General features: G+C 68.1%; 17 protein-coding genes. 9 read left to right on the top strand and 8 right to left on the bottom strand.

Going from position 1 to position 20065, the window contains the following annotated elements:
* Positions 1–15: 15 nt before the first annotated feature.
* On the top strand, positions 16–543 hold the full coding sequence (locus ACFVIV_RS37250; RefSeq protein ID WP_379204742.1) for a gamma carbonic anhydrase family protein: 528 nt from the start codon (positions 16–18) through the stop codon (positions 541–543).
* Here the strand turns inward: ACFVIV_RS37250 and ACFVIV_RS37245 are convergent.
* The gene (locus tag ACFVIV_RS37245; RefSeq protein ID WP_379204740.1) at positions 527–1159 is read right to left on the bottom strand and encodes a phosphoribosyltransferase; all 633 of its coding nucleotides are present in this window, start codon (positions 1157–1159) and stop codon (positions 527–529) included. The genes ACFVIV_RS37250 and ACFVIV_RS37245 overlap by 17 nt on opposite strands.
* Before the next feature lie 129 nt (positions 1160–1288).
* Complete coding sequence (locus ACFVIV_RS37240; RefSeq protein WP_379204768.1) at positions 1289–2095, bottom strand: carbon-nitrogen hydrolase family protein; 807 nt, start codon at positions 2093–2095, stop codon at positions 1289–1291.
* A 236-nt stretch (positions 2096–2331) separates the two neighbouring features.
* On the opposite strand from ACFVIV_RS37240, the gene ACFVIV_RS37235 reads away from it, so the two are divergent.
* A complete protein-coding gene (locus tag ACFVIV_RS37235) occupies positions 2332–4125 on the top strand; it encodes a DEAD/DEAH box helicase (protein ID WP_379204738.1) in 1794 nt (597 codons plus the stop codon).
* A gap of 65 nt (positions 4126–4190) precedes the next feature.
* Here ACFVIV_RS37235 and ACFVIV_RS37230 read toward each other — a convergent pair whose 3' ends face one another.
* Entirely contained in the window at positions 4191–4880 is a 690-nt protein-coding gene (locus ACFVIV_RS37230) for a hypothetical protein (RefSeq protein ID WP_379204736.1), read from the bottom strand.
* Positions 4881–5095: 215 nt separating this feature from the next.
* On the opposite strand from ACFVIV_RS37230, the gene ACFVIV_RS37225 reads away from it, so the two are divergent.
* Positions 5096–6265: an acyl-CoA dehydrogenase family protein gene (locus ACFVIV_RS37225; protein ID WP_379204734.1), complete on the top strand. Its 1170-nt coding sequence runs from the start codon at positions 5096–5098 to the stop codon at positions 6263–6265.
* Positions 6266–6274: 9 nt separating this feature from the next.
* Positions 6275–7399: an acyl-CoA dehydrogenase family protein gene (locus tag ACFVIV_RS37220; protein ID WP_379204732.1), complete on the top strand. Its 1125-nt coding sequence runs from the start codon at positions 6275–6277 to the stop codon at positions 7397–7399.
* An 18-nt stretch (positions 7400–7417) separates the two neighbouring features.
* On the opposite strand, the gene ACFVIV_RS37215 is transcribed toward ACFVIV_RS37220, so the two are convergent.
* Positions 7418–7951 (bottom strand): hypothetical protein, encoded by a 534-nt coding sequence (locus ACFVIV_RS37215; RefSeq protein WP_379204730.1) that lies wholly within the window; start codon positions 7949–7951, stop codon positions 7418–7420.
* A 280-nt stretch (positions 7952–8231) separates the two neighbouring features.
* On the opposite strand from ACFVIV_RS37215, the gene ACFVIV_RS37210 reads away from it, so the two are divergent.
* Positions 8232–8504 carry a hypothetical protein gene (locus ACFVIV_RS37210; RefSeq protein ID WP_379204729.1) on the top strand — a complete coding sequence of 91 codons (273 nt, stop codon included), beginning with the start codon at positions 8232–8234 and terminating at the stop codon, positions 8502–8504.
* Between the two features lie 48 nt (positions 8505–8552).
* On the opposite strand, the gene ACFVIV_RS37205 is transcribed toward ACFVIV_RS37210, so the two are convergent.
* The 4 genes from ACFVIV_RS37205 to ACFVIV_RS37190 all read right to left on the bottom strand — a co-directional run bounded on the left by ACFVIV_RS37205 (position 8553) and on the right by ACFVIV_RS37190 (position 12656).
* Positions 8553–9539: a hydroxymethylglutaryl-CoA lyase gene (locus ACFVIV_RS37205; RefSeq protein ID WP_379204727.1), complete on the bottom strand. Its 987-nt coding sequence runs from the start codon at positions 9537–9539 to the stop codon at positions 8553–8555.
* Complete coding sequence (locus ACFVIV_RS37200) at positions 9539–10753, bottom strand: CaiB/BaiF CoA transferase family protein (RefSeq protein ID WP_379204725.1); 1215 nt, start codon at positions 10751–10753, stop codon at positions 9539–9541. The genes ACFVIV_RS37205 and ACFVIV_RS37200 overlap by 1 nt, the downstream gene beginning before the upstream one ends.
* Positions 10754–10864: 111 nt before the next feature.
* Positions 10865–11794: a TauD/TfdA dioxygenase family protein gene (locus ACFVIV_RS37195; protein ID WP_379204724.1), complete on the bottom strand. Its 930-nt coding sequence runs from the start codon at positions 11792–11794 to the stop codon at positions 10865–10867.
* 91 nt (positions 11795–11885) lie between these two features.
* On the bottom strand, positions 11886–12656 hold the full coding sequence (locus tag ACFVIV_RS37190; RefSeq protein ID WP_379204722.1) for a deoxyribonuclease IV: 771 nt from the start codon (positions 12654–12656) through the stop codon (positions 11886–11888).
* A gap of 337 nt (positions 12657–12993) precedes the next feature.
* Here ACFVIV_RS37190 and ACFVIV_RS37185 point away from each other — a divergent pair, with 337 nt between their 5' ends.
* The 4 genes from ACFVIV_RS37185 to ACFVIV_RS37170 all read left to right on the top strand — a co-directional run bounded on the left by ACFVIV_RS37185 (position 12994) and on the right by ACFVIV_RS37170 (position 19999).
* Positions 12994–14823: a protein kinase gene (locus ACFVIV_RS37185; protein ID WP_379204720.1), complete on the top strand. Its 1830-nt coding sequence runs from the start codon at positions 12994–12996 to the stop codon at positions 14821–14823.
* A 31-nt stretch (positions 14824–14854) separates the two neighbouring features.
* A complete protein-coding gene (locus tag ACFVIV_RS37180) occupies positions 14855–16558 on the top strand; it encodes a protein kinase (protein ID WP_379204718.1) in 1704 nt (567 codons plus the stop codon).
* Positions 16559–16700: 142 nt separating this feature from the next.
* Positions 16701–17474, top strand: a complete 774-nt coding sequence (locus ACFVIV_RS37175; RefSeq protein WP_379204716.1) for an ABC transporter ATP-binding protein — start codon at positions 16701–16703, stop codon at positions 17472–17474.
* On the top strand, positions 17474–19999 hold the full coding sequence (locus ACFVIV_RS37170; protein ID WP_379204714.1) for an ABC transporter permease: 2526 nt from the start codon (positions 17474–17476) through the stop codon (positions 19997–19999). The genes ACFVIV_RS37175 and ACFVIV_RS37170 overlap by 1 nt, the downstream gene beginning before the upstream one ends.
* The last annotated feature ends 66 nt before the right edge of the window (positions 20000–20065 follow it).

The following is a 20065-nucleotide window of genomic DNA, read 5'->3' as shown; positions in this document are numbered from 1 at the left end:
TTTACCGTGGCAGGCGTGCCACTCTACGAATTCGAAGGCAAGCGGCCCACCGTCGACCCCACCGCCTTCATCGCGCCCACCGCCACGCTCATCGGCGATGTCCGGGTCGAGGCCGGCGCCTCGGTCTGGTACGGCGCGGTGCTGCGCGCGGACCTGGCCCCGATCATCCTGCGCGAGCGCTCGAACGTGCAGGACAATGCCGTGATCCACGTGCCGGAAGACGTCCCGGTGGAGATCGGCCGGGGTTCCACCATCGCGCACTCGGTGGTCTTCCACGGCGCCACCCTCGGTGCGGAATCCATTGTGGGCAACGGCAGCACGGTGCTGGACATGGCCAAGATCGGCAGCGGCACCATGATCGCCGCGCACTCCCTGGTCCCGCCGGGCGCGGAGATTCCCGATAATGTGCTGGCGGCCGGCTCGCCCGCCCGGGTGAAGAAGGAGATCGCCGGCACCCCGGCCGAGATGTGGGTGAAGATCAACCCGAGTTACTACGCCGAGCTGGCCCAGCGACATCTGAAGGGCATCACCGAGATTCGCTGAGCAGGTCCACGACCTCGTCATCGCTGAGCTGGTGGAAGTCGTTGTATGCCCCGCCCACCCCGCCGAGGAAGCGCGGCACCAGCGGGCAGATCACCTCATCGGCGACCGCCCGGATGCGGTGCAGCGCTTCGGCGGAGGACACCGGCACCGCCACCACCACCCGGCGCGGTTCGTGCAGCCGGGCGATCTCGCAGGCCACCGCGACCGTCGCGCCGGTGGCCATGCCATCGTCGACGATCACCGCGATGCGGTCCTTCAACGGTATGGCGGGCGCGGCCGCCCGCAGGAACTGGCGGCGGCGTTCGAGTTCGGTGCGCTCCAGCCCCTCGACCGCGGCGATCTGCTCCGGCGTCACCCCGGTATGGCGCACCACGTCGTCATTGAGCACCCGCACCCCGTCCTCGCCGATGGCCCCCATGGCCAGCTCCGGCTGCCAGGGCACGCCGAGTTTGCGGACCAGCAGCACATCCAGATCCCCGCCGATCGCCTCCCGCACCGCCGCGGCCACCGGAACCCCGCCCCGCGGCAGCCCGAGCACCAGTGGATCCGCCGCGCGCAGGTGCTCGAGCACCTCACCCAGCGCGCGCCCCGCGGCCCCCCGATCCTGGTAGATCATTGCTGTTCAGTGTAGTTGTCCCCGCTGTCCGCCGGGTCTCGCCGAGAGCGCGAGAGTGAAACGCCATCGACCGGGAACTGGTGGCGGACGCTGCTCGGGAAACGCCGCCACCAGCTCCCGGTGATCTTGTCAGCCGGCGTGGATGGTGAAGCGCCGCAGGGACAGGCTCGGGTTGGCGGTGCGGACCTCGTCCAGATGCGCGATATCGACGCGGGCGGTGGCGATTCCGGCCTGATCGCCGAGTTCGGCGAGGATGGCGCCATTGGGGCCCACGATCATGGACGCGCCCGCGCCGAGCGGTGCGCACTGGTCGGCGGCGGCCACGAAGACGGTGTTCTCGATGGCGCGGGCGCGCAGCAGCGTCGTCCACTGATCGACCTTGTTCGGTCCCGGAATCCACTGCGCGGGCAGCAGCAGCACCTGAGCGCCGGCGGCGGCGACGCGGCGGCAGCCCTCCGGGAAGCGGAGATCGAAGCAGGTCTGCATGCCGAAGACGACGCCGTCGACGGTGAAGGTCTGCGGCGGGTCGAGCGGGCCGGGTAGCAGGACATCGGATTCGCGCGCGCCGAAGGCGTCGTAGAGATGCACTTTCCGGTAGATGGCGGCGAACTCGGCGTCGGGGGAGGCGGCGACGAGGGTGTTGTAGGCGCGGTCGGCGGGCTGCTCACCGCCGGGCGCTTCGACCACGCCCGCCACCAGGTGCACGCCGAATTCGGCTGCGATGCCCCGCAATCCGCTCACGAACGGACCGGTCAGCGGTTCGGCGGCGGCCACCGCGCGTTCGTCGAGGCGGCGCACGGCGAACATGGAGTATTCGGGGGCGATCACCACCTTGGCGCCGAGTTCGGCGGCGGCGCGGACTTCCTCGCGCAGGGCGGTGAGATTGGCCACGGTATCGGTGCCCGGTCCGAATTGCACCACCGCGATATCCACCACACCGCCGGGGGCGGTCGCCGCGGGTGTGCCCGGTGCGGCGGCCGGTTCGGCGACGGCTGCCGTCATCCCGCCCGAGCTGCCCGATTCGGTGGTGGGGAGGTGGCCGGTCACGTAGTTGCGGACCGGGGCGGATTCGGTGCGACCGAGTCCGGCGGGCGAGTTGTCCGATTGCACGACGTCCAGCGTATTCACCCGATGGTCGGACCGACCAGGCTCAGGCAGTAAACTCCTGGTCAATGAGTACCTCACCGGCCGACAGCGTTCCCAGCGACGACGAGAGGGACGCGAACGGCCCGTCCTTCGCCGATCTCGGCATCGATGACCGCATTCTGCGGGCCATCGCCGATGTCGGCTACGAATCGCCGTCGCCGATTCAGGCGGCGACGATTCCGCCGCTGCTCGACGGCGCGGACGTGGTGGGTCTCGCGCAGACCGGTACGGGCAAGACCGCCGCGTTCGCCATCCCGATCCTCATGGGGCTGCAAGTGTCCGGCAAATCGCCGCGGGCGCTGGTGCTGGCCCCGACGCGCGAGCTCGCCATCCAGGTGGCCGAGGCGTTCCAGCGCTACTCCGCGCACATTCCGGGCCTGCACGTGCTGCCCATCTACGGCGGCCAGAACTACGCGGTGCAGCTGTCCGGGCTGCGGCGCGGCGCGCAGGTCGTGGTCGGCACGCCGGGCCGCGTCATCGACCATCTGGAGCGCGGCACGCTGGATCTGACGCAGCTGCAGTATCTGGTCCTGGACGAGGCCGACGAGATGCTGAAGATGGGCTTCCAGGACGATGTGGAGCGCATCCTGCGGGACACGCCCGAATCGAAGCAGGTGGCGCTGTTCTCGGCCACCATGCCGACGGCCATCCGCAAGATCTCCAAGCAGTATCTGAAGGATCCGGTCGAGATCACGGTCAAGTCCAAGACCTCGACCAACACCAATATCACCCAGCGCTGGGTGCAGGTGTCCTACCAGCGCAAGCTGGACGCGCTGACCCGCATCCTCGAGGTCGAGTCCTTCGAGGCCATGATCATCTTCGTGCGCACCAAGCAGGCCACCGAGGAGCTGGCCGAGAAGCTGCGCGCGCGTGGGTATTCCGCGGCCGCCATCAATGGCGATATCGCGCAGGCGCAGCGTGAGCGCACCATCGGGCAGCTCAAGTCGGGCGTGCTCGACATTCTGGTCGCCACCGATGTGGCCGCCCGCGGCCTGGACGTGGAACGCATCTCGCATGTCGTGAACTACGACATTCCGCACGACACCGAGTCCTATGTGCACCGCATCGGCCGCACCGGTCGCGCGGGCCGCAGCGGTGACGCGCTGCTGTTCGTGGCCCCGCGCGAGCGCCGGCTGCTGGACGCCATCGAGCGCGCCACCCGCCAGCAGGTCACCGAGATGCAGCTGCCCAGCGTGGAGGACGTGAACGCGCAGCGCGTGACCAAGTTCGGCGATGCCATCACCGAGAATCTGTCGAACGCGAATCTGCCGCTGTTCCGCAAGCTGATCGAGGACTACGAGCGCGAGCACAATATTCCGCTGGTGGACATTGCCGCGGCGCTGGCGATCGGATCGCACGACGGCGACAACTTCTTCATGGAGCCGGATCCGGAGCCGACGCACCGGGAACGCCGGGAGCGGGCGCCGCGCTCGTTCGACGACCGGGATCGCGGGCCGCGGGAGCGCCGGGAGCCGTCGCGGCATCGCGGGACCGGCGCCGAGCTCGCCACCTACCGCATTTCGGTGGGCAAGCGGCACAAGGTGGCGCCGGGCGCCATCGTCGGTGCGATCGCCAATGAGGGCGGCCTACGCCGGAGCGACTTCGGGCACATCAGCATCCGGCCGGACCACAGTCTGGTGGAGCTGCCGGCGGATCTGTCGAACGAGACGCTGAATGCCTTGAGCCGCACCCGGATCAGCGGTCAGCTCATTCAGCTGCAGCTGGATCAGGGCCCGCCCGGACAGCGCTCGATGAGCCGGGCCCCGCGCCGGGAGGGCGGTTACAAGCGGCAGGACACCCGCCGCAAGCCGCGCGCCTGAAGCGTTCAGGCTCTAAACGAAAAGCCGCGCACCCGTTGGGTGCGCGGCTTTTCGTTTGCCTGGAATCAGTTGGCGGGCATGCCGGAACCCGTGCCCGATCCGGAATCGACCGGCGGCGCGACCGCGGGATCCTTGGGCGGTTCGGGGACGGTGAACAGGCCGACCGTGGGCAGCACCGCACAGCGGGCCGCCGGATAGTCGATGCTGCCCCACAGGGTGGCGATCACGGTGCCGGGGCCGGAGTCGACGGTCTTGGCCAGTGCGGGCAGGCCGTACTCGGTCAGTTCGTCGAGACCGTTGATCCCACTGCGGCCATTGGCCACATTGAGCCACACCACGCTCAGCCCGGAGGCCAGCGGCATGCCGGAGTGCGCGGGGGTGGCCTGGAAGCGCAGCATGCCGGGCGGCACGGTGATCGCGGGATCCGGGCTCACGGTGGCCGAGGCGACGGTCATGGTGAAGGGCAGATTGAAGCCGCAGCCGATGGTCGGCGCCTGATAGCCGAACGGTGTCCACGCGATATTGCCCAGCTTGGCGGCCGAGATCAACTGTGCGCTCTTGAGCGTCGTTTCCACCGCGGACTTGGCGTCGGCGTTCTCGCCCGCGGCCGTGGCGAGCTGCTCAGCGGCGATCTCGAGCGGGGACTTGGCCGGTTCGGCCGGTTCGGCCGCGGCGGTGGTCGCGCCGAGGAATGCCGCGCTGGCCGCGACGGCGACGACGGATGCGACGCGCCGGGAGAGGGTCCTGCCGTTCACTCGTGCTGCTCCTGCGAACTCGGATACCGGGTTTCGACGACCGGCTGTACGACACACTGCGGAAGTCACAGGGGCGCGCCGGATCTCCCGGCAACGTACCAGTTTGCTGGAGCGGGCGTCAGCCGAGCCCGTCCGGAACTGTGATCCAGCCGACAGGGCTCCTCTTACCGGGTAGTAAGTTTGTCGTTGACACGACAGCGATGTTGGGAGATGTCATGAAGCTTGCCCTGTCACCAGATGAGGTGAAATTCCGGGACGAACTCCGGGAGTTCTACCGGACCGAGATCCCCGCCGAGATCCGGGAGCGCGTCAAGTACGGTCGTGAGCTCTCCCGCGACGACATCGTCACCACCCACAAGATCCTGCACGAGCACGGGCTCGCGACGCCCAAGTGGCCGGTGCGGTGGGGCGGCAAGGACTGGACGCCCATGCAGCGGCACCTCTGGGAAGACGAGATGCAGTTGGCCTCGGTGCCCGAACCGCTGACCTTCAATGCGCAGATGATCGGACCGGTCCTCGCACAGTTCGGTTCCGAGGAGCTCAAACAGCGCTTCCTGCCGCCGACCGCGGCCCTGGACATCTGGTGGTGCCAGGGCTTTTCCGAGCCCGACGCCGGCTCCGATCTGGCCTCGCTGCGCACCACGGCGGTGCGCGACGGCGACTCCTACATCGTCAACGGCCAGAAGATCTGGACCACCCTGGCCCAGTACGCCGACTGGATCTTCTGCCTGGTGCGCACCGACCCGAATGCCAAGAAGCAGGCGGGCATCTCGATGCTGCTCTTCGATGTGAAGACGCCCGGGGTGACGATCCGCCCGATCAAGCTGATCGACGGCCGTCACGAGGTCAACGAGGTCTTCTTCGAGAATGTCCGGGTGCCCGCCGATCAGCTGGTCGGCGAGGAGAACATGGGCTGGACCTACGCCAAGTTCCTGCTCGGCAACGAGCGCACCGGCATCACCGGCGCCGGCCGCACCAAGGTCAAGCTGGGCGTGGCGAAAGAGTATGCGGCCCAGATCCGTTCGGGCGCGGGCACGCTACTCGAGGATCCGCTCTTCGCCGCCCGCATCGCCGAGCTGGAGAACGAGCTGCTCGCCTTGGAGCTCACCCTCATGCGCGTGGTCTCCAATTCCGCCGATGGCAAACCGAATCCGGCCTCCTCGGTCCTGAAACTGCGCGGCTCCGAACTCCAGCAGGCCGCCACCGAACTGCTCCTGGACATCGCCGGCCCGGACGCCCTCCCCGTCCACGCCGACGACATCGCCTCTCCCGCTTGGGCGCAACGCACCGGCCCCGGCTACCTCAACTACCGCAAGACCACCATCTACGGAGGCTCCAGCGAGGTGCAGCGCACCATCATCGCCTCCACCATCCTCGGATTGTGAGCCGCCGCCATGGATTTCGATCTCACCGATGAACAGCTCATGCTCCGCGACACGGTCCGCGACCTGCTGGCGCGCACCTACGATCCGGAAACCCGCCTGAAGATCCTCGACACCGACCTGGGTTGGAGTCGCGACGTCTGGACCCAACTGGCCGATCTCGGCGTGCTGGCCCTGCCTTTCGCCGAAGAGGACGGCGGCGTGGGCGCGGGCCCCGTGGAAACAATGGTCGTCCTCGAAGAGGCAGGTCGCCGCCTGGCTCCCGAACCGATTCTCGACGCCGTCTACGTCCCTGGCACCCTGATCGCCGAGGCGGGCACCACCGCCCAACGTCAGCGCATCCTCGCCGAAGTCCTCGCCGGCGCCAAACTCCTGGCCTTCGCCCACGAAGAACCCGGAACCCCCTGGCCCGCAACCGAACTCACCACCACCGCCGCAGCCCGGGGCGACACCTACACCCTGACCGGCATCAAGAACCCGGTCCCGCACGGCGACTGCGCCGACGACCTCGTGGTCAGCGCGAAGCTCCCCGACGGCAGCACCGGCCTGTTCCTGATCGCCGCCGACGCCCCGGGCGTAACCCGCAAGCCCTACCGCACCTTCGACGAACGCCGCGGCGCCCAAGTCCAGTTCACCAACGCCTCCGCCGAACTTCTCTCCGGCGGCGACACCGACTCCGCCATTGCGGCTGCCACCGCCGTGGCTCAAGCGTCTCTCTGCGCCGAATCCCTGGGCGCGATGGAGGAATCCCTGCGGCTGACCACCGAATACCTGAAGACCCGCAAGCAATTCGGCGTCACCCTGTCGAAGTTCCAAACGCTCACCCAGCGCGCCGCCGACATGTACGTCTCCCTCGAACTGGCCCGCAGCATGAGCTACTACGCCACCGCGGCCCTCGAAGACGGCGTCCTGGACCCGGTGACCGCCTCCCGGGCCCGCCTCCAGATGGGCCGCTCCGCCCGCCACATCGGCCAGGAGGCAATCCAAATGCACGGCGGCATAGGCATAACCACCGAATATCCGGTCAGTCACTATGTGGCCCGCCTGACCGCCATCGCCCGCACCGCGGGCAGCGACCTCGAGCACCTCCGCGTCCTCGCGGACCGAGTGTCCGACTACACGCTCGTCGAGTTCTGACCGCCGGGCCTGGAGCTGCTACTCCGGGCCGTCGTTGCCGCCGGGCGGGAGGGGGCGCTCGGTGATCTCGACCGTGGGCGGGATGGTCTCCGGGGTGGTGATCGACGGGGGTTCCGTTGTGGGGCGGGGGGATTCGGCCGTCGTCTCCGGGGTGGTGGTGCGGGACGGGAGGGGGCGGGTGGTGCGGGCGGTGGTGGTGCCGCTGGTGTCCGCGTTTTCCGGGGTGTCCGACTCCGACTCCGTGGTGGAGGGGGGCGTGGTGGAGCGGCGGGGGAGGGGGCCGGAGGCCACGCGCCAGGTGGGGGAGGGCGGGATGACGACGGCCGGGGTGGTGGTGCCGGAGGCGCGGGAGATGCTGGGCGCGGCTTGGAGATCGGCGTTCAGCGGGGGCGGGGGGACGTAGGTGTCCTGGCCGCCGAGGCCGCAGGAACCTATGAGAATGAGGCCGAGGGACACTACGCCTACTGCGGCGGCCGCGCCCTTGACCGGGGCGGGTAGGCGGCGCAGCGGGAGGGCGCCGCGCTCGTCCGCGTCGGCGTTGCTGCCGTGCATTGGTGGCACTCCTGATTCGTCTCGAGTGGGCTCACCCTAACGGAGGCGGTGACTCGGGGCCAGGCGGGCGGTCGGTCTGTTCGGCGGGAGCGGGGCCGGACAAAACAGGCTACGGAAATATCTCAAACAGCGATGATTCAGATATCGAATTAGTAAAATCAGCGTGTTGACCGCACGTGTCGTATGGACTTTTCGTTGCTGAGCCGTAATGTGTGTCCAAAGTTACACGTGAGACGCTCGAAATTTGCCGAAGGACGCGCCGCGGATTCGCGCGGATTCGGTGAGCGTCATCGAGGAGTGGATGATGGGTGCATTTTCGACATCTCCGCTGCGCGCGCCCGCGCGGACCGGGGAACCCGCGGCCGCACAGCCGTCGCGGTGGTCGGCAATACTGGCCCGTACCGTCGCGTGGCTCATCTTCCTAGGTGGAGTTACCGGCGCCGTCCTCGGGATCGCCGGCCTACATGTCGAAATCACCGTGGCGGGATTGATTCTCGCGTGCACCGCCGGGCTGGTATTGCTGAAGTTGCGTGCGGATCGAGCAACTGGTTAGCAAACAATTGCGGTGAATTGGCGGCATTGACAGCAATGCCGCCGAAAATCACTCCGGCGTGCGAATAACCCATTCGAAAGCCTCGGCCTTGGAGCGACTGCCCTCGGCCGCACGCGAGCGATTGGGTTCGCCGAGCTCATTCAGCAAATGCTCGGACATGCGCACCAGCGCGGCCAGCGCATGCGGTGTGAACCACCCTGGACGAGTGGCGAAGAGCAGATCCTCGCTGGAGGTGTTCCCGGAGGCGCCGGGCGCGAACGGGCAGCCGCCCAGACCGCCCAGCGCACCGTCCACCACGCCCGCACCCGCCGCAATGGCTGCCAGGGAGTTCGCGACGCCCATGCCCCAGGTGTCGTGGCCGTGGAAGACGATGCGGTGTTCCGGTGTGCCCCAATGGCCTCCGGCGGCGACCGCGGACACCAGCGCGGCCACCTGACCGGGATGGGCCTGGCCGAGGGTGTCGGCGAGCACGATATCGGCCGAGCCGTCCGCGCGCGGATCGCGCGCGATGGCCAGCACCCGCTCCGGATCCACCGGCCCGTCGAACGGGCAGGTGAAAGCCGTTGCCAGACAGAGCTGAATGCGCCCGCCGGCCTCCTGCGCGAGGCGCACGGCCTCCGGCATGGCGGCCAGGCTGTCCTCGGTGGTGCGGCCGATATTGGCCTTGTTGTGGGCGTCGGAGACCGAGAAGCAGTACTGGAAATTGCGCACGCCCGCCGCCGCGGCCTTGGCCACGTGCCGGGGCGTAGCCACCCACACCCAGCAGCGCCGCAGTTCCTCGGGCGTCAGCGCCGACACCAGCTCCAGGGTATTGGCCATGGGCGGCACCAGATCCGGCCGCGCCATGGACCCGATCTCGAGCTCCGGTACGCCCAGCGCCAGCAGTTCACGCACCATCTCCAGCTTGCGCTCGGTGGGCAGCACCTTGCCGGTGAGCTGCAGCCCGTCGCGCAGCGTCACATCGCGCAAGATCGCGGGCCCACCCGCCGCCCGACCGCCACCCCTCACCGAATCGCTTCGCGCTGCCCCGATCATCAGCCCTCCTCCAGCGCGTCGATCTCCTTGTCGGACATGCCGAGCAGATCCGACAGCACCTCGCGGGTGTGCTCGCCCAGATCCGGCCCGACATTGCGGATGGGCAGCGACTGCCCGCCGATGACCGGCACGATGCCGGTGAAGCCGACCTCCTTGGGCTCGGGCTCCCCGACGTCCACGCGGAAGGTCTGAATCATATTGCGCGCCTTGTACTGTTCATCGGCCACGATATCGGCGGCGGTGTAGATGGGACCGCAGGGGATGGCGGCCTCCTCGAGAATCTTCAGCGCCTCGTCGCGGGTGTGCAGCCGCGTCCACTCGGCGATGGCGGCATCGAGCCGATCGCGGTTGGTCCAGCGGCCCCAATTGTCTTGCAGCTCAGGATCGGCGGCGAGATCGGGCCGCCCGATGACCTGCATGTAGCGCTGGAAAATGGCATCGCCGTTCCCGCCGATAATGATGCTGAACCCGTCACTGGTCGGGTACGCATTGCTGGGCGCGATGCCCTCCATTCGCCCGCCCACCCGTTCCCGGTTGATGCCGTAGGCGAGATAGTCGGGAACGAGGGATTCCATGACCGACAGGATCGACTCGTTGAGCGCGACGTCGATAATGCGCTGCTCCAACGGAACTCGCTCGACGCGTTCGCGCTGGAACAACGCCATGACCGTGCCGAAAGCGGCATAGATGCCGGCGATGGAGTCGCCGATCGACACACCGGTCCGCACCGGCGGCCGATCCGGATCGCCCACCAGCTCCCGCAGCCCGCCCACCGCCTCGGCGACCGCCGCGAACCCGGGCCGGCTCGCCAGCGGACCGGTCTGCCCGTAGGCGGAGATCCGGGTGATGACCAGATTCGGATTGGCCGCGTTCAGCACCTCGGGCCCGAGCCCCCACTTCTCCAGCATTCCGGGCCGGAAGTTCTCCAGCAGCACATCGCACTGCTCGAGCAGTTTCGGCACGATCTCGCGCCCGGCCTCGGTGCGCAGATCCAGCGTGATCGACTTCTTGCTCCGGTTGACCGTCCTGTACAGCATCGAGGTGTCCCCGCCGTAGAGCCGCCAATTCCGCAGCTCGTCACCGGTTTTCGGGCGCTCCACCTTGATGACCTCGGCCCCGAAGTCGCCGAGAATCCGCCCCGCGGTCGGCGCGGCCACGTAATTGCCCAGCTCCAGTACCCGCACCCCGTGGAGCGGCCTGATCTCGTTGCTCACAAGGTTGAACGATAGCGGCCGATGCGACGGTCGAGAGGGTGTCCGCCGCACCGGCCCCGGACCCCTGGTCGCGATGCGCGCAAGAGCACCGCGGGCCAGGGGATGCCTCCATCATGCCGCGCGCGGCGCGACCTCTTCGATGATCGAGTAGTGCTCGGCATTGCCGCTGATAATGGTGCTCTCGTCACCGTGCACGCCGACCGGCACATCGCCGGCCAGGGTGATGCGGGTCAGCCGCCGCGGTTGGCCGTCGTAATCGTCCACGGCATAGTGCTGGGTGGCGCGGTTGTCCCAGATGGCGACATCGCCCGGCTGCCAGTTCCAGCGGGTGGTGTTCTCCAGCTTGGTCACCCGGTACTGCAGCAGCTGGAACAGGGTCTGCGATTCGGCGGTGGTGAGGCCGACGAAGTTCTTCACGAAATGGCCCAGCAGCAGCGCGCGTTCGCCGGTCACCGGATGCACGCGCACCACCGGATGCTCGGTCTCGTAGTAGCTGGATTCGAACTCCTCGCGGTACGCCTTGCCCTTGGCGTTCTCGGTCACCACGTCGGTGCGGTCCGCGGCGTAGTCGTAGGCATTGGTGTGGCGGGCCCGCAGGTTCTCCACCAGCACTTTCAACGGCGCGGGCAGCGATTCGTAGGCGGCCACGGTGGACGCCCAGGTGGTGGATCCGCCATAGGACGGCAGATGCACCGCGCGCAGGATGGACGCCTTCGGGATCCGGTCCACGAAGGTGACATCGGTGTGCCAGCTATTGGCGCGCCCGTACTCCGAATCGATGGGCAGCGACTTCACGCCCTTGGAGGTGACGGTCGGATGCGGCGTGGTCGGCGTGCCGAGCAGCTGGGCGAACTCGTACTGCCCGTCCTCGGTCAGATGCTCCTGCCCGCGGAAGAAGATCACCTTGTGCTTGTGCAGGGCATCGCGAATGAGCGACACCGTCTCCGAGTCGAGATCCCCGCTCAGCCGGACGCCGTCGACGCGGGCCCCGATCTTGCTGCCGAGCTGTACGACGGTGGCGGTGGCGTATTCGACGGACATACATGGCCTTTCGCTCGAGCGTTTGCGTAGCCCGAGCACACCAGCAGACCCGCCGGTGAGACAGATTTAGCGTCAGCCGGATCGAAAGCCGCTACCCGACCTGCTCGCGCAGGAAGGCCAGATCCTCGGCCACGCCCTCGGCCGGGGTCTCCAGCACGATGGGCGCGTCCACCGCCTTGCACACCTCCACCAGCAGCTGCGGATCGATGGTGCCGTCGGCCAGATTGGCATGCCGGTCGGCGCCGGAATCGAATTCGTCGCGCGAGGAGTTCAGGTGCACCAGATCGATGCGGCCGGTAATGGCCTTGATCCGCTCCACCACGCCGAGTAGCTCCTCACCGCCGGCCCAGGCATGGCAGGTGTCCAGGCAGAACCCGGCCCCGAAATCGCCGACCGCCTCCCAGAGCCGGGCGATATCGTCGAAATGCCGCGCCATGGCGTGATTCCCGCCCGCGGTGTTCTCGATGAGAATGGGCACCGCGAAACCGCCCTTGTCCTCCTGCCGCTGGAACAGTTTGCGCCAGTTCAGGATCCCCTCGACGATCTCCTCGTCGGAGCGCACGTGCCCGCCGTGCACCACCAGCCCGAACGCCCCCAGCTCGGCCGCGGCCTGCGCCTGCAGCGCCACCGCATTGCGCGAGGGCATGCGCAGCCGGTTGTTCAGGCTGGCCACATTGATCTGATAGGAGGAGTGCACCACCACATCGATCGGGCTGGCTTTGATCTCCGCGGCCAGCGGATGCGGCTTGGGCTTCTCCCAGCTCTGCGGATCCACCACGAACATCTGGACGACATCGGCGCCGAGCTTCTCGCCGGCCCCGATGGGATCACTGTCGTTGCGTACGTGAGCTCCGATGCGCATGGCTGCCACCCTATCGCTGCCCTCCGACAAGAGACATGGGTCACGCTTCGTTTACACCAGACCATGCGGTGTCCATTTACAAGAGATCGTTCAGTGTTGCGTAAGCGCGATGCGAATAGATAGGTGGGTAAAGAATCCGAACTCGGCCCGATCAGGGGGTGAATCGACTTGCTGGCCAACGGCACCGGCCGCCCCCGCGACGTGACCACGGCGGCGCACGCCCCCTGCTATGGTTCTGGTGTTTTCCGGATCGGCCCGAGCGCGATCACGCCGATCGTTTGCGGTATGTCACGCCCCGGTGGGTCCCGGTGCGCGATGTGGGAAGTGGGAGCAAGTCATGCTGTCCAACGGTGACGTTTTCGCCGGGTATGTCATCGAGCGGCAGCTGGGCCGCGGTGGCATGGGTTCGGTGTACCTGGCCAAACATCCACGCCTGCCCCGGATGACGGCGCTCAAACTGCTGAATCGGGAGATGGTCTTCGACAAGGAGATTCGCGCGCGCTTCGAACGCGAGGCGGACCTGGTCGCCCAGCTCGACCATCACAATATCGTCACCGTCTACGACCGCGGGCTCGAGGACGGGCAGCTGTGGATCTCCATGCAGTTCATCGACGGCGTCGACGCCGCCAGCGTGAACCCGCAGAGCCTGCCGCCGGAACGCGCCGTGCAGATCATCGCCGAGACCGCCGACGCGCTGGACTACGCGCACCGCAACCAGGTGCTGCACCGCGACGTGAAACCGGCCAACATCATGCTGGCCCGCTCCACCGGCGGTAAGGGCGAACGCGTCTACCTCACCGACTTCGGCATCGCCCGGCTGCGCGACGAGAGCACCCACCTCACCCAGACCGGCACCTTCACCGCCACCCTGGCCTACGCCTCCCCGGAACAGCTGACCGGCTCGTCGCTGGACGGGCGGTCGGACCAGTACTCGCTGGCCTGCACCCTGTTCTGGCTGTTCACCGGGGCCGGGCCGTTCTCGGCCACCAATCCGGCCGCGGTCATCCAGGGCCATCTGCAGAATCCGCCGCCGCCGCTGAGCAGCGCCCGCCCGGGCCTGCCGGTCGGACTGGACGCCGTGCTGGCCAAGGCCATGGCCAAGCGGCCGGAGGAGCGGTTCGACAGCTGCAGCGATTTCGCCGCCGCGGCCCGCCGCGCGCTGGCCTCGCCCAGCTCGCCGGTGCTGCCGCTGGTGAATCCGCGCACCGCGCCGCCCATGCCGGTCATGGGCCACACCGCCGGGCAGAATCCGACGGTGGGGCAGCCCATGCCCGGACCGTCCATGTCCGGTATGCCCGTCGGCCAGATGCCCACCGGCGGTCCCATGCAGACCTCCGGGCCGCGGCACGCCGCCCCGAACGCGTATCAGACCGCGGTGAACACGGCCACGCCGCCGCCGCAGCCGGTGGCCAATACCTACGCCGGGAATCCCACGAATCAGTACACGGCGCCGCCCGGGGCGTACTCGTTCAACACCCCGTCCGGGCCGCCGCCGGCCGGTCCGCCGGGAGCGCCGATGGGGCAGGGCTATCACCCCGGGCCGCAGGGCGGTAAATCCAATACCGGATTGATCGTCGGCGCCATTCTCGGCGTGCTGGTGCTGGTCATCGTGGCCGTCGTGGTGGTGGTCGCGGCCAGTGGCGGCAGCGGCGGCGGAGGCGGCGGCGGGACGACCACGGCGTCGCCGACCACCACCTCGGTCACCAGCAAGCCGGTCAGTGCGGACACCCTCATCACCGAGTTCCCGCGCATGCTGCCGGCCTCTACCACCGGCGATGTCGGCTACAACAGCGCGACCTGCTGGACCGCCGACTACAGCAGCCCGCCGGACAAGTCCGAGGGCGAGCCCGACTTCGGGAACTGGGCCGTGCAGTGGCGCTGCTTCGGCGGCGGCGACAACGCGGATCCGTTCTACCGCTTCTACGCCTACGATTCGGCGGCCGATCTGCAGTCGGCGGTGAACGGTCTGGTGGCCGACACCGAGTCCAATGACACCAATGGCGGCAAGACCTACACCAACTACCAGTTCACCGATCTGTCCCGGCCGCGCATGGTCACCGTCTTCACCGGTGACGGCGACCGCGCCCAGTACCTCATGTACACCGACGGCGTGGTGGGCAGCATGGACGAGGTGCTGCGCTGGTGGCGGTCGGCGCCGCTGAACTGAGGTCCGGAGTTGCCACTGAACGAGGTCCGGTTTGCTGCGCAGCGGTGAGGTTTTCGCCGGTTACCGCATCGAGCGCGAACTCGGTCGCGGCGGCATGGGTGCGGTGTATCTGGCGCAGCACCCGCGCCTGCCGCGGCGCACCGCGCTCAAGCTGCTGAATCGGGAGCTGTTCGGGGACAAGGAGATCCGCTCCCGATTCGAACGCGAAGCCGATGTGGTCGCGCGGCTGGAGCATCCGCGCATCGTGCCCATCTACGATCGCGGCGTCGAGGGCGATCAGCTGTGGATCTCCATGCGCTACATCGACGGTCCCGATGCCGCCGAGCTCGACGCCGCGAATCTGCCGCCGGCTCGAGCGGTCCGGATCATTGCCGAGACCGCGCAGGCGCTGGACTACGCGCACCGCAAGGGCGTGCTGCACCGCGATGTGAAACCGGCGAACATCCTGCTGGAACACGATGACGGCGAGGATCGGGTCTTCCTGGCGGACTTCGGCATCGCCCGGCTGCTGGAGGAATCGGTCAAGCTCACCCGGACCGGATCCTTCACCGCGACGCTGTCCTACGCGGCGCCGGAACAACTCTCGGATCTGCCGCTGGACCACCGCTGCGACCAGTACTCCCTGGCCTGCACGCTGTTCCGGCTGCTGACCGGCACGGTGCCCTTCGCCGCCACCAATCCGGGCGCGGCCATCCGCGGGCACCTGTACGACCCGCCGCCGCCGGTGAGCGCCCTGCGCGCGGGACTGCCGCCCGCCCTCGACGGCGTACTGGCGCGGGCCATGGCGAAGAATCCGGCGGCGCGATTCGATTCCTGCACCGAGTTCGCGACGGCGGCGCAGCAGGCGCTGCTGGGCTCCGGCGGGCATCCGATCATCGCTCAGCCGGTGACGCCGACCGGGCAGCCCGTGGTGGCGGCGAGTCCGTATGCGCCGACGGTCGGATCGCAATCTGTGCCGAACGGAACCGTTTCCAGTCCGAATGGACCATATTTCGCGCCGAATGGAACCGGTGCTCCGCATCGGCCGGCACCGCCGAAGCGCAAGTCGCGGACGCGCGGGTGCCTGCTGGTGATCGTGGCCGTCGTATTCCTGCCGATCCTCGCGCTGGCCGGCTGCCTCGCGCTGATCGACCGGACGTCCGGGAACAACTCGCCGACGGTGACCGTCCCCGAGACCCCGCCCGCCGAGACGACCGAACCCTCGATCGCGCCGCCGCCCACCACCGGCGCGAGCCCGGCGGCCGGGCCGACCGCACAACAGGGCGCGGACGCGCTGACGCTGACCACCCTGTTCCCGGACATGCTGCCGCCCGATCCGGATCCGGCGCTGAGCTTCAATGCCGGGTCCGGATATCAGAGCGCCGGGTGCTCGACCTACGGCCCAGATCAGCCGCCGCCCTCGACCGGCGGCGATGATCCGGGGCTGGGGAACTGGCGCACGGTGTGGAGTTGCTTCGGCGCCAACAGCAAGGCGGCCTATCAGTTCCTGCTCTACCCGTCTGCCGCCGACGCGCAGGCGGCGCTGGACGCGCTACCGGCCAACACCGCCTCCACCGTCACGATCGACGGCCACACCTACACGAACTACCTGCTCAACGGTAGTGAGGAGTATCGGCCGCGCATGGTGACGGCCTTCGCGGGCACCGGCCGGGACGTGGTTCTCATGTACAGCGCCGGCTACCTCGCCACCGAGGCCGAGTTCCTGCACTGGTGGAACAACGCCCCGATCGGCTGAACCCACCCGATCGCGAGCTACCGGCCATCCGCAGTCATCACTACCCGCCATCCGATCATTCTTTTTGTGGAGTCTGTGAGGTTGTGCCTCTGGGGGACATCCCGGATGGCGCACGTCCCCCTACATCGACACACTGGACAGCATGACTTCGAACGTCTCGGATTCCGTCACCCTCGACAAGGGCACGGCCGAGGTCGCCGCACGGGCGACCGAACTGATGAAGACCTACGGATCGGGCGATACCCGCGTCCAGGCCTTGGCAGGGGTGACAGCCGAGTTCGCGCGGGGCGAGTTCACCGCCATCATGGGCCCGTCGGGCTCCGGGAAGTCGACGCTCATGCACTGCCTGGCCGGGCTGGACGCGGCCACCTCGGGCACCGTGCACATCGGCGACACCGATCTCACCAAGCTCTCCGACAAGCAGATGACCAAGCTGCGGCGCGACCGCATCGGGTTCGTGTTCCAGGCGTTCAATCTGGTGCCCACGCTGACCGCGCTGGAGAACATCACGCTGCCGCTGGATATCGCGGGCCGCAAGGCCGACGAGGAGTGGCTGTCCACGGTGATCAAGCGGCTCGGGCTGGGCGACCGGCTCACCCATACGCCCAGTGAGCTGTCGGGCGGTCAGCAGCAGCGCGTCGCCTGTGCGCGGGCGCTGGCCGGCAAGCCGGACATCATCTTCGGTGACGAGCCGACCGGCAATCTGGACTCGCACTCCTCCGGTGAGGTGCTCAATATCCTGCGCGCCGCCGTCGACGAGTTCGGGCAGACCGTGGTGATCGTCACGCACGATCCGCGGGCGGCCTCCTATGCCGATCGCGTGGTGTTCCTGGCCGACGGGCAGATTGTCGACGAGTTGCGTTCGCCCACCGCCGAATCCGTGCTCGACAAGATGAAGTCGCTGGAGACCATCTGATGTCCGGTAAACCGATGCGCAAGGTGGTCTTGCGCAATCTCGCCGCGCACAAGGTGCGGCTGGCGCTCACCCTGCTCTCGGTGGTGCTCGGAACCGCCTTCATCGCAGGATCTTTCGTCTTCACCGATACGCTGCAGCGCACCTTCGACGGCATCTTCGCCAATCAGGCCCAGGGCGTCGACGTGCGGGTGCAGCCGAAAGAGCGCCAGTCCCTGGGCGTTCCGAACTCCGATGTGGAGAAGATCGCGGCCATGGACGGCGTGCGGGCGGTCGCGCCCAGCGTGACCGGGCCCATCGTGCTGTTGAAGGACGGCAAGGCGGTGCAGACGGGCGGGGCGCCCAGCTTCGGCGTCTCGTATCTGCCGCCGGACAAGGCGATCGCCGAACCCGACAAGTTCATCGAGGGCGTGCCGCCGGGCAAGGCGGGTGAGGTCGCCATCAACCAGGGCGGCGCGGAGCGCGCCGGGCTGCACGTCGGCGACACCACCAAGGTGCTGATCCCGTCCAAGGGCAATATTGACGTCACCATCTCCGGCATCTACGAATTGCCCGGCAATACCGGCGGATTCATCAATGTGCTGTTCGACGACACCCAGGCGCGGCAGCTGTTCACCGACGGATCCCATGTCGCCTACGTCGACATCGCCGCGAAACCCGGTGTGGAGCCGGACGCGCTGCGCGACGAGATCGCCAAGGCGGTACCGGGTTTCAAGGTGCAGAACGGCGACCAGGTGCGCGAGGACATGAAGAAGCAGGTGGGTGATGCGCTCAAGTTCATCAACTACTTCCTGCTCGCCTTCGGCTCCATCGCGCTGATCGTCGGCACCTTCATCATCTACAACACCTTCTCCATGCTGGTCGCGCAGCGGCTGCGGGAACTGGCGCTGCTGCGGGCGGTCGGCGCGAGCCGCGGGCAGGTGGGCGCGTCGGTGGTGGCCGAGGCGACGGTCATCGGAATCATCGGCAGCGCACTGGGACTCGTGGCCGGCGTCGGCCTGGCCTTCGGGCTCTCGGCGTTGCTCAATGCCTTCGACCTCGGGCTGCCCACCGGGTCCATGTCGGTGCAGCCGCGCACCATTGTGGTGGGCATGCTGGTCGGCGTGGCGGTGACGGTGATCAGCGCCTACGCTCCCGCGCGGCGGGCGGCGACCATTCCGCCGGTGGAGGCCATGCGCTCCGAACTCGGGTCGCACGGGGAATCGTTGTGGCTGCGCACCATTGCCGGTGCGGTGCTGGCCGTCGCGGGCGTGGTGCTGGTGGTGCTGGGGGCGCGGAACACCGGCGGCAATGCGGCGCTCACCGTCGGAATCGGCGCGCTGGCACTGATTTTCGCGGTGCTGTTCGCCTCGCCGGCGCTGTCGCGGCCGATTCTGGGCGCGCTCGGCTGGCTCACCAGGCCGTTCGGTCCGGTCGGGCGGATGGCGCGCAACAATGCCCATCGCAATCCGCGCCGCACCGCCGCAACGGCTTTCGCGCTGACGCTCGGGCTCATGCTGGTGTCGGCCATCGGCATGCTCGGCGCATCCGCCAAGGCCAGTGTCGGGGAGCTGGTGGACAAGGGCGTGAAGGCCGATTACATCCTGGCCGGCCCGCCCAACAGCTTCATCGGCGTGCCGCTGGCGGCCGGGCCCGCCGTCGAGGGCATCGAGGGCGTGCGGGATGTGGTGCCGCTGCATGCGGTGGCGCTGAAGGTCGGTGACGATCAGGTGTTCGGCACCGTGCCGGAGGGGCCGCTGGATCAGGTGCTCAGCTACGACATGGTGCAGGGCAGCGATCAGCTCGGCGACAACGGCATCATGGTGTCGGAAACCGTTGCGGGCGAGCGGAACTGGAAGGTCGGCCAAACCGTCGAGGTGACCAGCCTGGACAATAAGAAGTACCAGGTCACCGTGAACGGCGTGTACAAGGACACCCAGCTGCTCGGGCCGCTGGTCGCGCCCATGGCGCTGTACAACCAGGTCATGCCGGTCAACTTCCGCACCAACTTCCTGGTGCTGATCACCGCGCAGTCCGGCGCGGATCTGCCCGCCATGCGCACCGATCTCGAAAAGGCCATGGAGCCCTACGCGATCGTGCAGGTGCAGGACCGGGAGGACTTCAAGGGCGCACAGGGCCAGCAGATCAACACCATGCTCGCCATCCTCTACGGATTGCTGGCGCTGGCGGTGGTGATCGCCATTCTCGGCATCGTCAACACCCTGGCGCTGTCGGTGGTGGAACGCCGCCGGGAGATCGGCATGCTGCGCGCGGTGGGCATGCAGCGGCCGCAGGTGCGGCGCACCATCTACCTGGAGTCCATGCTCATCGCCATCTTCGGCGCGGTCATCGGCGTGGTGCTGGGACTGGGCCTGGGCGTCGGATTCCTGCGCACGCTACGGGATCTGGGGCTGGAGCAGATCACGGTGCCGTGGGGACAGATCGTGCTCATGCTCGTCTGCTCCGGGATCGTCGGCGTGCTCGCCGCGCTCTGGCCGGCGGTGCGCGCCGCACGGACGCCCCCGCTTGCGGCCATCGCCGATCTCTGATCGCCCTATGGCAGCCGATCTCTGATCGCACACACGGAAGCGGCCGGCCGGTCACTGTTCGGTGAC

This window comes from Nocardia sp. NPDC127526 (assembly GCF_042672265.1).
In the GTDB taxonomy this organism is placed as follows: Bacteria; Actinomycetota; Actinomycetes; order Mycobacteriales; family Mycobacteriaceae; genus Nocardia.
This window is presented reverse-complemented; position numbering and strand designations above follow the sequence as displayed.